Source organism: Streptococcus sp. FSL R7-0248 (genome assembly GCF_037967965.1).
In the GTDB taxonomy this organism is placed as follows: domain Bacteria; phylum Bacillota; class Bacilli; order Lactobacillales; family Streptococcaceae; genus Streptococcus.
On record NZ_CP150201.1, the window covers coordinates 1180881 to 1195903 of the forward strand.

Here is a 15023-nt window from a genome sequence, read left to right on the forward strand (position 1 = left end):
AAATTATTTTAATAATAGAACTTTCTAAGAACAGACCAATAAAAAACTAACAATGACCTTACTTTTACTTGTAAAAAATTATTGATTAGCTTTCTTTTACACCCTAAAGACTGGTGTTTAACAAAATAAAAAAAGCCCTTAACATAAGGACTTTTAGCATGATATTAACGATTATCAATATTTTCTGGGTAAAGATCGTGATTAAAAAGACGTTGCTCTGCCATCTTTTCATACTTAGTTTCTGGACGGCCATAATTATAATAAGGGTCAATAGAAATACCACCACGAGGTGTAAATTTACCCCAAACTTCTAAGTAACGAGGGTTCAAAAGCTCCACCAAATCTTTACCAATGGTATTAATACAGTTTTCATGGAAATCTCCGTGATTACGGTAACTAAAGAGGTAAAGCTTTAGAGATTTAGACTCAACGCAGAGCTGGTCTGGAATATAAGAAATATAGATACTTGCAAAATCAGGTTGGCCAGTAATAGGACAAAGTGACGTAAATTCTGGACAGTTGAATTTGATAAAGTAATCATTATCAGTGTGACGATTATCAAAAGACTCCAAGACTTGTGGAGAGTATTCAAAAATATAAGGTGTCTCCTTATTACCAAGGAGAGTGAGGTTTTTCATTTCTTCTTGTTGTGACATTTTTCTTCCTTTGTTGTTAATTTTTCTAGACCTTTATATAGTCGATTTTTAATCTAAATTTCTAATCTTAATCATCAAAAAAATCAAAATACTATTAATTCTAATCTTATAGACTGTGAAGATTAGACACCACGCTCATTATCATAGAGTAGGGTATGAAGCTGAGGGAGGACACGCACATTGCCCCACGAATTATCAGCAGCTACAGTCTCCCACAGTTCTTTTAGGCGATCTAATTGATGTTGGACAATATTACCCTCTGCTTTAGGTTCAGGATTACCAGCTGAAAGAAACATGACATCTGGCTGATAACGTTCCTGAATCATTTTAGCAAAGGCTAAATCTGCATCATCGAAAACAGGAACCTTGAAGGTAACTTTATCAGGATCAAGCTGAGAAACGATAAAGTCAAGGGTTTCCATATTGACTTCCATCTTGGATGATGGCGGTTTAGGACTTAAGGTGACTTGGTCAATTTCCTTTAGCCAATCCTGCCAGCGAGAACCCTGTGTTTCAACGGCCAGGGTTACGCCTCTTGCCTTGAGTTTTGAAACGAGTTCAGCCATATTAGCCGCTAGCAGAGCTGGGTTTCCTCCAGATAGAGTAACATAGTCGTAAGTTCCTAGCGCATCCAAAGCTTTAATGACTTCGTCAGCTGTCATACGAGTTGGCTTTTCTGAACCATCCCAAGTGAAGGCAGAATCACACCAATCACAGTGGTAATCACATCCTGCTGTCCTTACAAACATGGTTTTTTGACCAATTGCTCGCCCTTCCCCTTGAAAGGTTGGTCCAAAAATTTCAAGCACTGGTAGTTTGAGTACACGTTCTCTAGTCATCCAACCACTCCCGTCTAAACTCTGAAAAGGCTGTTGGTGTTTCATAAAGGCGTACATATTCCAAACGAAGTCCCCTCTCCTCTGGCAGATGTTGACTCGTCATCTGGAAAATCCAGAAAACCATATTTTCCGCAGTTGTGTTCATATAAGGCAGAGTCTCATTGAGATAACGGTGATCCAGATGAGGTTCCAAATGATCCTTGTAAATGCTCTTAAGGTCACCAAAATCATAGGTCATGCCACGCTCATCCAAGTAACCACTCACTGCTATTTGAAGATGGTAGGTATGACCATGAAGCGATTTGCATTTGCCTTCATAATGAAAGAGATGGTGGGCAGCATCAAAAGTAAACTCTTTAGAAACCATTGTACGGTGAGGATTGTAAACCAAAGACTCACCTGTTTCTTTTTTGATTTCTTTCGGTGCAAAGAACATTAAGCTTCTCCTCTTTCTGCTAGATATTTTTCAAGTCCTTTTTGACGCAAATGGCAGGCAGGGCATTCCCCACAACCAGTTCCAATAATACCGTTATAGCAAGTTAGCGTTTTTTCACGAACATAGTCGAAAGCTCCAAGTTGGTCAGCCAAAGCCCAAGTCTCAGCCTTATCTAACCACATGAGAGGAGTTTGGATAACAAAATCATAGGCCATGGCTAGATTAAGTGTGACATTAAGCGATTTGACAAAAACATCACGACAGTCTGGATAACCAGAAAAGTCTGTCTCACAAACACCCGTAACAATGTCAGTGATACCACGTTGCTTAGCTAGAACAGCTGCAAAAGAAAGGAAAAGATGATTACGCCCGTCCACAAAAGTATTAGGAACTTCACCTTCTTCTGCCTCAATCTCAATATCAGATGTTAAAGCATTTTCAGTAATTTGACCAAGCAAAGACATATCTAAAACATGGTGTTTAAGCCCTTGTTCTCGTGCAATCTCTTTAGCTACTTCAATTTCCAAGCTATGACGTTGCCCGTAAGCAAAAGTAACTAATTCAACTGTTTCATAATGTTTTAGAGCCCAAAATAGGCAAGTAGTAGAATCTTGACCGCCACTAAAGACGACCAAAGCTGATTGACGTTTCATAATATTCCTCTTTATTCGTGATGTTTGAGACACATAAAAAGGCCCCTTGGGGGAGCCAAAAAAACGCCAGTAATGGTTTTTTTTAGCGATGGTGTCTCCCAAACATCGAAAATGATTTATCTTTAATAGTCTATCATAGTTGAGAAAAAAAGAAAAGAGCCAAGGCTCTCTTCATTAATCAATCTCAGCGATAACTTCGATTTCAATTTTAACATCTTTTGGCAAACGTGCCACTTCTACTGCAGAACGTGCTGGGAAATCAGATGTAAAGGCAGTTGCATACACTTCGTTAAATGGAACGAAATCGTTAATGTCACTTAGGAAGCAAGTTGTTTTGACAACGTGGTCAAAGTCTGTACCAGCTTCTGCCAAAATAGCCCCAACATTTTTAAGAACTTGTTCTGTTTGTTCTTGAATTGTTTCGCCAATGATTTCACCTGTTTCTGGTGACAATGGTACTTGACCAGAAGCAAACAAAAGATTGCCAACAATTTTACCTTGAACATAAGGTCCGATTGCTGCTGGTGCTTTATCAGTATGAATAGTTTTTGCCATGATAGTTCTCCTTTGACTAATATGTTGCTATTATAACAAAATATTCTGAAAATTGAAACATATAATTCTAAAAAGAAAAGAATCAGCGCTAGGCTAATTCTTCTCCTACTATTTCAGATACTTTTTGACATAGCTATAATAGTCTGGTTTGTCTTTTTTATTAAGTGCAAAGAGCATTTGACCCTTAATGGGTTCTTTCTCATCATTTGGTTGTAGAAAAAGAGCAACCTCTTTGGATTTAGTTGGGAAAAATAATGTATAAGACGTTTCTTTTCCCTGATCTTTTACTTTTAGCGAATAATAGGTAAAGTCATCTTTAGACTTGGGACCATCCACTGTATAGTTATAATCCTGCTCACCAATCTTGACCTTATCTTTCTTGAAGACAATCGTATAATCCTTCTTTAAGGCATCTTGTGCCTGCCATTCACCCTCTAGTGAGGGAGCAGACTTGCTGCAAGCTACCATTGAAACCATACAAAGCAAGACCAACAGACCAAGTAACCATCTTTTCATACTTTTGCACTCCTAAAGAATTTTTCTTATGGTTTGATACGGTGCAACATACGTGGGAATGGAATAGCTTCACGGATGTGTTTTGTTCCAGCTACGAAAGTAACCATACGTTCAATACCGATACCAAAACCACCGTGTGGTACTGAACCATATTTACGAAGGTCAAGGTAGAATTCGTATTCTGAACGATCCATTCCGAGTTCATCCATTTTAGCTACAAGAGCATCGTAGTCATCTTCACGCATTGAACCACCGATGATTTCACCATAACCTTCTGGAGCCAAAAGGTCTGCACAAAGAACGCGCTCAGGATTACCAGGAACTGGTTTCATGTAGAAGGCCTTGAAGCTTGCTGGATAATTAACAACGAATGTTGGAACACCAAAATAGTTTGAAATCCAAGTTTCGTGTGGTGAACCAAAGTCATCTCCATGTTCGAGGTGCTCGTAATCAGTATCTTCATCATTTTCATGTGCTTGAAGAAGATCGATAGCTTCATCATATGACACGCGCTTGAATGGCTCAGCAATGTATTTCTTAAGAAGATCTACATCACGTTCAAGGATTTCAAGAGCTTGTGGCGCACGATCAATAACACCTTGAATAAGAGCTTTAACATAAGCTTCTTGCAAATCAAGTGACTCATCATGTGACAAGAATGAATACTCAGCATCCATCATCCAGAACTCAGTCAAGTGACGACGAGTTTTAGATTTTTCGGCACGGAAAACAGGACCAAAGTCAAAGACACGACCAAGAGCCATGGCACCAGCTTCAAGGTAAAGCTGGCCAGATTGGCTTAGGTAAGCAGGTGTACCAAAGTAATCCGTTTCAAACAATTCTGTTGAATCTTCAGCTGCATTTCCTGACAAAATTGGACTATCAAATTTGATGAAACCATTTTTATCAAAGAATTCGTAAGTTGCGTAAATAATCGCATTACGAATTTGTTGGACAGCCATTTGTTTACGTGAACGCAACCAAAGGTGACGATTATCCATCAAGAAGTCAGTTCCGTGTTCTTTTGGTGTGATTGGATAATCATGTGATTCACCGATGACTTCTACTGCTGTCACATCCAACTCGTAACCAAATTTTGAACGTTCGTCTTCTTTGACCACACCAGTCACATAAACTGATGTTTCTTGGCTAAGGCGTTTAACAGTATCAAATTTTTCAGTACCTTCTTCTTCACCGTATTTTTCGATGAAGTTAGGTTTGAAAGCTACCGCTTGGAAGAAGGCAGTTCCATCACGCAATTGAAGAAAGGCCAATTTCCCTTTACCTGATTTGTTAGCTACCCATGCACCGATAGTGATTTCTTCGCCCACGTGTTTAGGCACATCAATAATTGAAACTAATTGTTTAGACATGTAATTACTTCTCTTTTCTTTTGATCTATATTAATTCTATTTTTCCATAAAGGCTTTGATTCGGCGGACTGCTTCTTTCAAAGTATCCAAGTCTGTTGCATAGCTAAGTCGAATATTTTCAGGCGCGCCGAATCCTGCACCTGTTACCAAAGCGACTTCAGCCTCCTCAAGAATAGCGTTTGTAAAATCATTAACATTTGTGTAGCCTTTGATTTCCATCGCTTTTTTAACATTAGGGAAGAGGTAAAAGGCACCTTGAGGTTTGATGACTTCAAAGCCAGGCACTTCAGCTAGGAGTGGATAAATCGTATTCAAACGTTCCTCAAAGGCCTGACGCATTTCTTCGATAGAAGATTGATCACCTGTTAAGGCTTCAATAGCAGCATATTGAGAAACTGCTGTAAGATTTGATGTCGTTTGACTGATAATCTTAGCCATACCTGAAATAATTTCTGGATCTCCGACAGCAAAACCAACACGCCAACCTGTCATAGCATAGGTCTTGGAAACACCATTAATCACAATTGTTTGCTTACGAATGGCATCTGAAAGACTTGAAATTGGAGTAAAGGTATTGCCATTATAGACCAAACGGCCATAGATATCATCTGCTAAAATCAAAATATCGTGCTCAACCGCCCAGTCACCGATTGCTTGCAATTCTTCCTTGCTGTAAATCATTCCTGTTGGATTTGATGGACAATTAAGCAAGACAACTTTAGTTTTTTCAGTGCGAGCAGCTTCAAGTTGTTCAACTGTTGCTTTAAAGTGATTAGCTTCAGTCGTTTGGAAAGTGACTGGAACACCCTCAACCATTTTAACTTGGTCTACATACGAAACCCAGCAGGGTGTTGGAATAATGACTTCATCACCAGGATTGATGACCGTAGCAAAGAAAGCATATAAGATAAACTTCGCACCAGTGCCGACAACAACCTCATTTGGTTTTACAGCATAGCCATAGAAGTTTTCCATGTAAGTGCTAATCGCATCCTTAAGTTCTGGAAGTCCAGAAGCTACGGTATAGAAACTTGCCTTACCATTTTCAATAGAGGCAATGGCAGCATCTTGAATGTTCTTAGGTGTTACAAAATCTGGTTCACCAAGTGTCAAACTCAAGATATCACGTCCTTGAGCTTTAAGAGCTTTAGCACGCGCACTGGCAGCTAAAGTAACACTTTCTTCCATTTGTAATACACGATTTGATAATTTTGTCATTTCATTATAGTCCTTCCACTTTAATAACCTGACCTGAGATAAAATCAACCAGATAATACTGGGTTCCTGACTTCACTTCCCAAATAGGAGTTTTGCCATACTTTCCTAGGTGGACATAGGATATATCCTTAGCACCATAGGCTTTAGCAGCTTTCTTAGCCACTGACTTACTAATACCATCCGATTGCTTGTAGATATCAACCTCACCTGAATCATGACTCACGATAACAGCCAGTTTCTCACCTTGACCAGACTTTCCAAGAAGTCCGTAATAGGTAGCCTCACCATGGTAGATATCAAATTCAGTAACAGTCTTAATATCTGCTTTGCTCTCTGCTATGGCAATAACCTTCTTTTCAGCGTCTACGTAAGGCTTAGTCGCTACAATAAGAATAGCAGTCAAAGAGGCAATTAAGGTCACAACGATTACAATTATTCCAAAAATGAACTGTTGCTTTTTGGTCCAGGGTGAACGTTGTTTACGCATAATGCCTCCTAAAAAAGTTTCTGAATTTATTATATCAGAAAATGATAAATCTTTACATAGCAATATAGCTAGTATTGAGCAATTAAGTCTATCTTTTTTATAAGTCAGTAAAATTTATAAAACCTAAGTAATCTAAGTAATCTTAGAAAAGGTTGGTTTTAAAAAGTTAACTTTCTTGTTCTAAGAAATCCTGAATATCCTCTTTGACTTCCTCGAACTTAGCGGGCTTAAGCGCAACTTCTTGTGTCACTTCTTTTAGAAATAGTTTTCCATAGCTCTTAACGAGTGGGCGATTATCCATAAGAAGAATAGCTGAACGCTGTTCTGGGCGTCTTTGGGCACGTCCGATAGCTTGTTTGAAACGTAAAACCGTCATTGGAAGACTGTAACTCTCAAAGGTACTCTTTCCTTGCTTAGAAAACCAAGATTCAATCTTTTGATAGAAAGGATCCTTAGGATTGTCAAACGGCAGACGTGCAATAACCTCAATTACCCTATCTTGTTGAGCAAAGTCAACGCCTTCCCAGAATGACCCCATACCAAGAAGGAGATTGGTCTCACCTCTATCAAAACGTTTTTTGACATTAAAAGCTGTCCCATTTTTCTCTTGAGTTAGGTGACGAACTTCCCTATGATCCAATAAATCCGAAACAGCCATCATACTCTTTCGAGACGTGAATAGTACTAAAATTGGATATTCCATTTCAGATAGCTTCTGGAGACGCTTTGCAAGAGCAACCTCATACTCCTCCTCAGAAGAAACTCCAATCATAGGCATGCTTTGATCAATCCAAATAGCTTGATTGGGTAAAGTGTCCATTGGAAGGCTAACCTTGCGTACCTGTTTTAAGCCCAACAAATCAGCCACATCAACATCAGGTCCTACATCAATAGTTGCTGAAACAATTATCACTTTTTGAGCACTTGGTAGATAAGCTGAAAGTTCTAAGAGTTCTTGACGTGACGCCTTTAAATAAGTCACACGATGTTCCTGATAGTAGTCTGATTCAAGCCAAAAATGGCTGTAAAGGGGTGTCTTCAGTGGAGACAACATCTCCATCAAATCATTTTCACCTTCCAGTTCAGAAATGGTTTGTAGCAAACGGTCTAATTGTTGGCGATTATACTGCTTCTGAGGAAATTGTTGGTGTTCTTGGATTAGATGGCTAACTTCAAACTGCAAATTTTCGAGCAAGCGTTGTTGAAGTAAGGTTTGATTACCACTATCAAGAATACGATGGATATGTTGCAAAAGAACTGTAAGATTGACTTGATGACGTGAAAATTGTTCCAAAGCCAGAACCATTTTTTGTCCCTCATCAATCACAAGAGTTTTTCCTCGAACAAAATCATGATCATCTTCCATACGCGTCAAAAGATAAGCATGATTGGTCACAACTACCCTAGCTTCTTGGGCTCTTTGGTAGGACTGTTGCCAAAAATCATATTCAGCAAAAAGACTGTCCACCTTTAACTTACCATCGTGCTTAATCTCATCAAAATAAGCCATATAGCGCTGTTTTTGTCTGATTTCATCAAGATCTCCTGTCTCCGTTTCAGTCAACCAAACTAAGAGTTGCATTTTGTAACGATTAATCAAACGGTTACTGTCCTGACGAAGTAAGGTCTGGTAAAAGGCATCTAACTTGATATAATTCTGAGGTCCTTTGAGACTATGGAAGTTAATATTAAAGACATCCGATAAGGCTTTGGCTTCCTGATTCATAATCTGATTTTGAAGGAGCTTGGTCGGAACAGCCACCACCACTTTATCTACATCAGACTGTGCCAACAAGGGAAGCAAATAGCCATAGGTTTTCCCGATTCCAGTCTGAGCCTGAATCATGGAAATATCAGTATTATCAAGCTCCTTTCTTACTGCCTCAGCAAACTCTCTTTGTTTAGGTCTTGATTCCAAATCTAAGAGAGCAATATTGGTATCAAAATCTTGAGACAGTTTTCGTTCTGCCTTATAAGTCAAAGGTCTACGAAGAACAATTCCAGATTCTTCAAGCGTGACATATTCTTTTGATAGACCTAAATTTTGACCTCTTATAGCATCACGAATAACCAACTCAGTTTCAAAAAGAAGATTATCTGAAAAGGTCAAAAGCATCTCAATTGTCTGTCTAGGTAAGCTAGCAATCTTATCCATCAAATGAAACAAAAGCTGTCCGGTCGCTCTCGCATCTTCAATAGCGGTATGGGCCTGAGCTAGGTCAAGATTAAGAACCTTGGATAAATGAGATAGCTTATATTGTTCTAGCGTCGGATAAAAAACCTGAGCCAATTCGACAGTATCCACACGAGGAGTCCTTAGTTCGAAGCCCTCCATGAAAAGTGCCTCTGCAAGCAAATTGGCGTCAAATTTAACATTATGGGCAACAAAAATACAGTCCTCAATCAGTTCAAAAATGGTTCTAGCAATTTCCGAGAAATCTGGGGCTTGAGCCAACTGCTGATCGGTAATCCCTGTTAAATGAATAATGTGATCATCTAGTTCTTGGTGTGGGTTAACATCACTTGCAAATTCGTCAATCACCTGACCATTTTGCATGATGACAATTCCCACCTGTATAATACTAGCCGTTGACGAAGCGGAGGTTGCTTCCAAATCAACAATGGCATATTTATTCGTGTTTTTTTCACTCATAGTGACCTTATTATAGCATATACAAAGCACCAAAAAAAGACAAAGCCATCATTCTGATATTGGAAAAAGCCTGAAATTCGTGCTACACTAGAACTATGAAAATAAGACGAATTTTAAATCCTGTTGCTCAGGAAAACACCTATATTTTAGAAAACGATACAGCCTGTCTAGTCATTGATCCAGGAAGTGATACTTCTGCTATCTTAGCTGAACTTAAAGCAATAGACAAACCAGTTGCTGCTATCCTTTTGACACATACACACTACGACCACATTATGAGTGTTGAGGCAGTCCGTCAGGCATATAATCATCCTCCTGTCTATGTTGCTGAAGCTGAAAAAGACTGGTTGATGAGTCCTATTGATAATTTATCTGGTCTCCCACGTCACGACGATATGGAAGACGTTATTGTCAATCCTGCAGAACATTACTTCGATTTTACTGAAGATTATAACATCAAGAACTTTCAGTTTAAAGTTGTTCCAACTCCAGGACACTCTATTGGAGGTGTTTCTTTTATCTTTGATAGAGAAGAAACTGTATTTTCTGGTGATGCCCTCTTTAAAGAAACAATTGGACGCTGGGATCTTCCAACAGGGAACCACGAACAATTACTCACTAGTATTCAAGAGCAACTTTTTACACTTCCTAACCACTACAAAGTTTTCCCAGGACATGGATGGGATACCACTATTGGTCACGAGAAGGTCTTTAACCCACATTTTTCATAAAAACAAAAGCTTGTCATACCTACTTTAGTGAGTATTGACAAGCTTTTTTATTCGAATAAAAAAGAAGGCCGATAGACCTTCTTATCTGAGACACTGTAGAGTGCTTATTTAGATTTGATATAGTTAACACCATCCGCTTTAGGTGCAACGGCTTTACCGAAGAAAGCAGCCAAGACAATAATTGTCAAGATATATGGTGCAATTTGCAAATACACATTTGGTACATGTGAAATGAGTGGAAGCTGTTTTCCAATGATTGCCAATGATTGTGACAATCCAAAGAACAAACTTGAGAGCATAGCTCCAATTGGACTCCAACGACCGAAAATCATAGCAGCCAAAGCGATGAAACCAGGACCTGCAATTGTTGTAACGGCAAAATTGTTTGAGATTGATTGTGCATAAACCGCACCACCAACACCACCAAGGAAGCCCGAAATCATAACGCCATAGTAACGCATACGATAGACGTTAATCCCAAGTGTATCTGCTGCCTGTGGGTGTTCACCAACTGAGCGAAGTCGTAAACCAAAGCGAGTCTTAAAGATGAGCCACCATGATGCTACTGAAACCAAGATAGCAACATATGCTACCAAAGAAACATTAGTGAAGAAAACTTTACCCAAGAAAGGGATATGATCCAAGATTGGGAAGGATACAGTCTTAAAGTTATGACTGATAGCAGGTGTTTGACCAGCACCATAGATAACACGTGTCAAGAATACTGCCAAAGATGGTGCGATAAGGTTCAACACTGTACCAGAGACAACATGGTCAGCTCGGAAGTTAATTGTCGCAACAGCATGGAGCAATGAGTAGAGAACACCAACCAGACCTGCTACAATCGCAGCAATCCAAGGTGTCGCATCTCCAAAACTTTCTGCAAAAGTCAAGTTAAAGAGAACACCTGCGAAAGCACCAATTACCATAATTCCTTCAAGGCCGACATTTACGATACCGCCTCGTTCAGAGAAAGTTCCACCGATACTTGTAAAAATCAATGGTGCTGAATACTTCAACATAGAGGCAACAATCAAGGCTATAATTGTAATAAAGTCCATATTAGTTTTGTCCTCCTTTAGCTTTCACTGATTTATGACGAGGGCGAACCCAATATCTAATGATGTAATTAGCACCAACAAAGAAGATGATCAATGCTGAAACAACATCGATAATTTCAGGTGGAACACCAATCATACCACTCTTACCAATAGACAAAACACCATAAAGAAGGGCGGCAAATGGGATACCGACAGGTGAGTTAGACGCTAAAAGCGCAACCGCCATACCGTTCCAACCGATAGCCAATGAAGCGTTTTGAACGAAGACATTTTGGAATGTACCAAGTCCTTCTACTGTTCCTCCAAGACCACATAGAGCACCTGAGATAATCATTGACATGATAATAACACGTTTAGATGACATCCCTGCATACTCTGAAGCATGAGGATTAAGACCTACAGATGTAATTTCAAAACCAGTTGTTGTTTTCTTAAGCAAGAACCAAACTAAGAAGGCAGCCGCAAGTGCCAGGAAGAAACCAATATTGAAACGCGAACCACCAGTTATTTGAGATAAGTACTCCGTTTGATAACTAGCTGAGGCTACAACCTTGTTAGAAGCTTCTGAAGAACGCAACATATCAGATGTAAATCCAAAGCGAATAATATTGTTTGCTACATACAAAATGATGTAGTTCATCATGATGGTAACAATGACCTCACTAGTTCCCAAGTAAGCACGGAGAATACCTGGAATAGCCCCAGCGATACCACCTGCAACCAGACCGATTATGACTGTACAGATAACTGAAATCACCTTTGGTAAGTCAGGGAATGACAAAGCAAACCATACGGCAGAAACCCATCCTGCCAAGGCTTGTCCTGGCAAACCAACGTTAAAGAAACCTGCCTTAGATGCAACAGAGAATCCTAGTGCAATCAGAATCAGCGGACTCATGGCACGAAGAATTTCACCAATATTTTTCAATGAGCCGAAGGCCGTTGTGAAAAGATCATAGTAAGCCCAGAATGGATCGTAACCGAAAATCAACATCAAAACGGCTCCAATCAGCATTCCCAAGAGGACAGCAATTAAAGGAACTGCCCAATTTTGTACTTTTTTAGACATTTGCTTCCTCCTTATTCAATTGTCCACCAGCCATAAGAATACCAAGATCTTGCTTATTCGTTTCAGCAGGATCTAGAATTCCCTGAATTGCACCATCATAGATAACCGCAATTCTGTCTGACATATCAAGAATTTCATCCAATTCAAAGCTGACAACAATCACAGCCTTACCTTTATCACGTTCTGCGATAATACGTTTACGGATGTACTCAATGGCACCAACGTCAAGACCTCGAGTTGGTTGACTTACAATAAGAAGTTCTGGGTCACGGTCAATCTCACGAGCGATAACAGCTTTTTGTTGGTTACCACCTGACAATTCACCACCAGCAATTAACTCTCCTGCACCACGAACATCAAATTCTTTCATCAATTCACGCGCTTTAGCATTGATGACATTATAGTTCAAGATACCATTCTTAGAATTTGGCTCTTTGTAGTAGGTTTGAAGAGCGATATTTTCAGCAACTGTCATTTCAAGGACCATACCATCACGGTGACGATCTTCAGGAATATGGCCAACACTCATTTCAGTAATCTGACGAGTTGTCTTATGAATAATAGATTCACCCTTGATGGTAATATCACCTGACTTAACTTTACGAAGTCCTGTAATCGCTTGGACAAGTTCTGTCTGACCATTGCCATCGATACCGGCAATACCGATGATCTCACCAGCACGAACATCTAATGACAGATTTTTTACAGCAGGTATTCCTCGGTTCTCGTTAACCACCAAATCTTTAATAGAAAGAACAACTTCTTTTGGATTTGAAGGAATTTTCTCTGTCTTGAAGGAAACCTGATGGCCAACCATCATTTCGGCCAAGTCAGCATTTGTTGACCCTTCAATCGTTACCGTATCAATTGATTTACCACGTCTAATGACAGTGACACGGTCAGAAACTGCTCGAATTTCATCCAACTTATGGGTAATCAGAATAATCGACTTGCCTTCCTTAACCAAGGTCTTCATAATGTTTAGAAGTTCAGTAATTTCAGACGGAGTCAATACCGCAGTCGGCTCATCGAAGATCAAAATATCAGCCCCACGATACAAAGTCTTAAGGATTTCAACACGCTGTTGAGCACCAACAGAGATATCTGCAACTTTGGCAGTTGGATCTACCGCAAGACCGTATCTTTCAGAGAGTTCAGTAATTTCCTTGATAGCCTTCTTCATATCAAGGACACCACCAGCTTTAGTTACCTCACTACCCAGGATGATATTTTCAGCAACTGTAAAAGCTTCAACCAACATAAAGTGTTGGTGAACCATCCCAATCCCCAGTTTCGTTGCTTTAGATGGTGAATCAATCGTCACCTCTTGTTCTTTAACCTTAATGGTACCACTCGTAGGTTGCAAAAGACCTGAAAGCATATTCATTAAAGTTGACTTACCTGCACCATTTTCACCGAGGAGGGCATGGATCTCTCCTTGTCTCACATCAAGATTGATATGGTCATTTGCCACGAATTCACCAAATTTTTTGGTAATATCGTGCATCTCAATGACATTTGGCTTCGTCATACAATCTCCTTCCAAGAATAATTTTTATTTCAGCAAAGGGGATCATTAACTGCTTCCCTTTGCTGAGACAAAAATTTGTCTCAGTCTAAGTTCTATAAAGACTTATACTTAACTATTATTTGCTAAGACCATCAGTTGGTTTCAATTCACCATTCTTGATTTGTTCTTTAGCTTTTTCTACTGAATCCTTGATATCTGAAGGAAGATTAGACGTTACAATGTCAACACCACCGTCTTTGATACCGTAAGTCTTAGTTTTACCACCTTCGAATTTATCGCCTTTGACTTGTCCGTTAGCAATATCTTTAACAACTGTACCAACTTGTTTGATTGTTGAAGTCAAAACAAAGTTAGATTTTTTCTTGTCTGAAGATGTATAATTACCTTCTGCTGTTTGGTCACGGTCAACACCGATTACCCATACTTTCTTATCGCTTTCAGCATCAAGTTTTTCGTTAACTTCTTTAGCAGCTGTGAAGACACCAGTACCAGTACCACCAGCAGCTTGGTAGATTACGTCAACGCCTGAAGCATACATTGTTGAAGCGATTGTTGTCCCTTTAGCAGCATCAGAGAATGATTCAGCATATTGAACTTGTACATCGATGTCAGGTTTTACTGACTTAGCACCAGCTGTGAAACCAGCTTCAAAACGTGTAATTGTATCTGATGTTTGACCACCGATGAAACCAACTTTATTTGTTTTTGATTGCATAGCTGCTGCGATACCTGCAAGGTAAGCACCTTCATTATCGGCAAACAAAACGCTTTCAACGTTCTTTTGGTCTTTAATAACATCGTCAATAATTACATAGTTCACATCTTCGTGTTCTTTAGCTGCATCTGCTACTGCATCATGAAGAGCAAAACCAACACCAAAGATGAGGTTGTAGCCTTGACTTTGTGCTGAAGACAAGTTTGTTGCAAAGTCAGACTCTGAACCAGATTGGAAGTAATTGTAGCCAGAATCTTTTTCAAGTTTGTTAGCTTTACCCCAAGCTTGAAGACCTTCCCATGCTGATTGGTTAAATGATTTATCATCAACCCCACCAGTATCTGTAACGATAGCAGCTTTAACTTTTGAATCAGCTGATGATCCACCGCGTCCGCCACGTGCACATGCTGCAAGACCAAGTGCTGCTACAGCAACAAGGCCAAGTCCGATAATTTTCTTGTTCAATTTCATCTTGAACACTCCTCCTATAACTTGCAAGAAAACTTGCTTAATAAAGAATAAAACAACTA

At 39.5% G+C, this 15023-nt stretch carries 15 protein-coding genes; 1 reads left to right on the forward strand and 14 read right to left on the reverse strand.

Annotated features, from left to right (window positions below; translation table 11 throughout):
• Positions 1–164: 164 nt before the first annotated feature.
• From queF to NYE32_RS05725, 10 genes are all read right to left on the reverse strand, one after another.
• A complete protein-coding gene (queF, locus tag NYE32_RS05680; protein ID WP_003097375.1) occupies positions 165–656 on the reverse strand; it encodes a preQ(1) synthase in 492 nt (163 codons plus the stop codon).
• Between the two features lie 122 nt (positions 657–778).
• Complete coding sequence (gene queE, locus NYE32_RS05685; RefSeq protein ID WP_339156873.1) at positions 779–1495, reverse strand: 7-carboxy-7-deazaguanine synthase QueE; 717 nt, start codon at positions 1493–1495, stop codon at positions 779–781.
• Entirely contained in the window at positions 1488–1931 is a 444-nt protein-coding gene (gene queD, locus NYE32_RS05690) for a 6-carboxytetrahydropterin synthase QueD (RefSeq protein WP_339156874.1), read from the reverse strand. Before queD ends, queE begins: the two co-directional genes overlap by 8 nt.
• Entirely contained in the window at positions 1931–2584 is a 654-nt protein-coding gene (gene queC, locus NYE32_RS05695) for a 7-cyano-7-deazaguanine synthase QueC (protein ID WP_037597875.1), read from the reverse strand. Before queC ends, queD begins: the two co-directional genes overlap by 1 nt.
• A gap of 174 nt (positions 2585–2758) precedes the next feature.
• The gene (locus NYE32_RS05700; protein ID WP_002891112.1) at positions 2759–3139 is read right to left on the reverse strand and encodes a RidA family protein; all 381 of its coding nucleotides are present in this window, start codon (positions 3137–3139) and stop codon (positions 2759–2761) included.
• Between the two features lie 108 nt (positions 3140–3247).
• A complete protein-coding gene (locus tag NYE32_RS05705; protein ID WP_022496685.1) occupies positions 3248–3655 on the reverse strand; it encodes a hypothetical protein in 408 nt (135 codons plus the stop codon).
• Positions 3656–3681: 26 nt separating this feature from the next.
• Positions 3682–5028, reverse strand: a complete 1347-nt coding sequence (asnS, locus tag NYE32_RS05710; protein ID WP_002891115.1) for an asparagine--tRNA ligase — start codon at positions 5026–5028, stop codon at positions 3682–3684.
• 36 nt (positions 5029–5064) lie between these two features.
• Positions 5065–6246, reverse strand: a complete 1182-nt coding sequence (locus tag NYE32_RS05715) for a pyridoxal phosphate-dependent aminotransferase (RefSeq protein WP_022496686.1) — start codon at positions 6244–6246, stop codon at positions 5065–5067.
• A 4-nt stretch (positions 6247–6250) separates the two neighbouring features.
• Entirely contained in the window at positions 6251–6733 is a 483-nt protein-coding gene (locus NYE32_RS05720) for a DUF5590 domain-containing protein (RefSeq protein WP_004182029.1), read from the reverse strand.
• Positions 6734–6899: 166 nt separating this feature from the next.
• The gene (locus tag NYE32_RS05725; protein ID WP_339156875.1) at positions 6900–9386 is read right to left on the reverse strand and encodes a bifunctional DnaQ family exonuclease/ATP-dependent helicase; all 2487 of its coding nucleotides are present in this window, start codon (positions 9384–9386) and stop codon (positions 6900–6902) included.
• Between the two features lie 95 nt (positions 9387–9481).
• Between NYE32_RS05725 and NYE32_RS05730 the strand changes: the two genes are divergently transcribed.
• A complete protein-coding gene (locus NYE32_RS05730) occupies positions 9482–10117 on the forward strand; it encodes an MBL fold metallo-hydrolase (protein ID WP_073689918.1) in 636 nt (211 codons plus the stop codon).
• Positions 10118–10221: 104 nt separating this feature from the next.
• Here the strand turns inward: NYE32_RS05730 and NYE32_RS05735 are convergent, their stop codons facing one another.
• From NYE32_RS05735 to NYE32_RS05750, 4 genes are all read right to left on the reverse strand, one after another.
• Complete coding sequence (locus tag NYE32_RS05735; RefSeq protein WP_002891122.1) at positions 10222–11178, reverse strand: ABC transporter permease; 957 nt, start codon at positions 11176–11178, stop codon at positions 10222–10224.
• Position 11179: 1 nt separating this feature from the next.
• Entirely contained in the window at positions 11180–12247 is a 1068-nt protein-coding gene (locus tag NYE32_RS05740; RefSeq protein WP_049546062.1) for an ABC transporter permease, read from the reverse strand.
• The gene (locus NYE32_RS05745) at positions 12240–13778 is read right to left on the reverse strand and encodes an ABC transporter ATP-binding protein (RefSeq protein WP_004184111.1); all 1539 of its coding nucleotides are present in this window, start codon (positions 13776–13778) and stop codon (positions 12240–12242) included. Before NYE32_RS05745 ends, NYE32_RS05740 begins: the two co-directional genes overlap by 8 nt.
• 115 nt (positions 13779–13893) lie before the next feature.
• On the reverse strand, positions 13894–14958 hold the full coding sequence (locus NYE32_RS05750) for a BMP family protein (protein WP_338390383.1): 1065 nt from the start codon (positions 14956–14958) through the stop codon (positions 13894–13896).
• Positions 14959–15023: the final 65 nt, after the last annotated feature.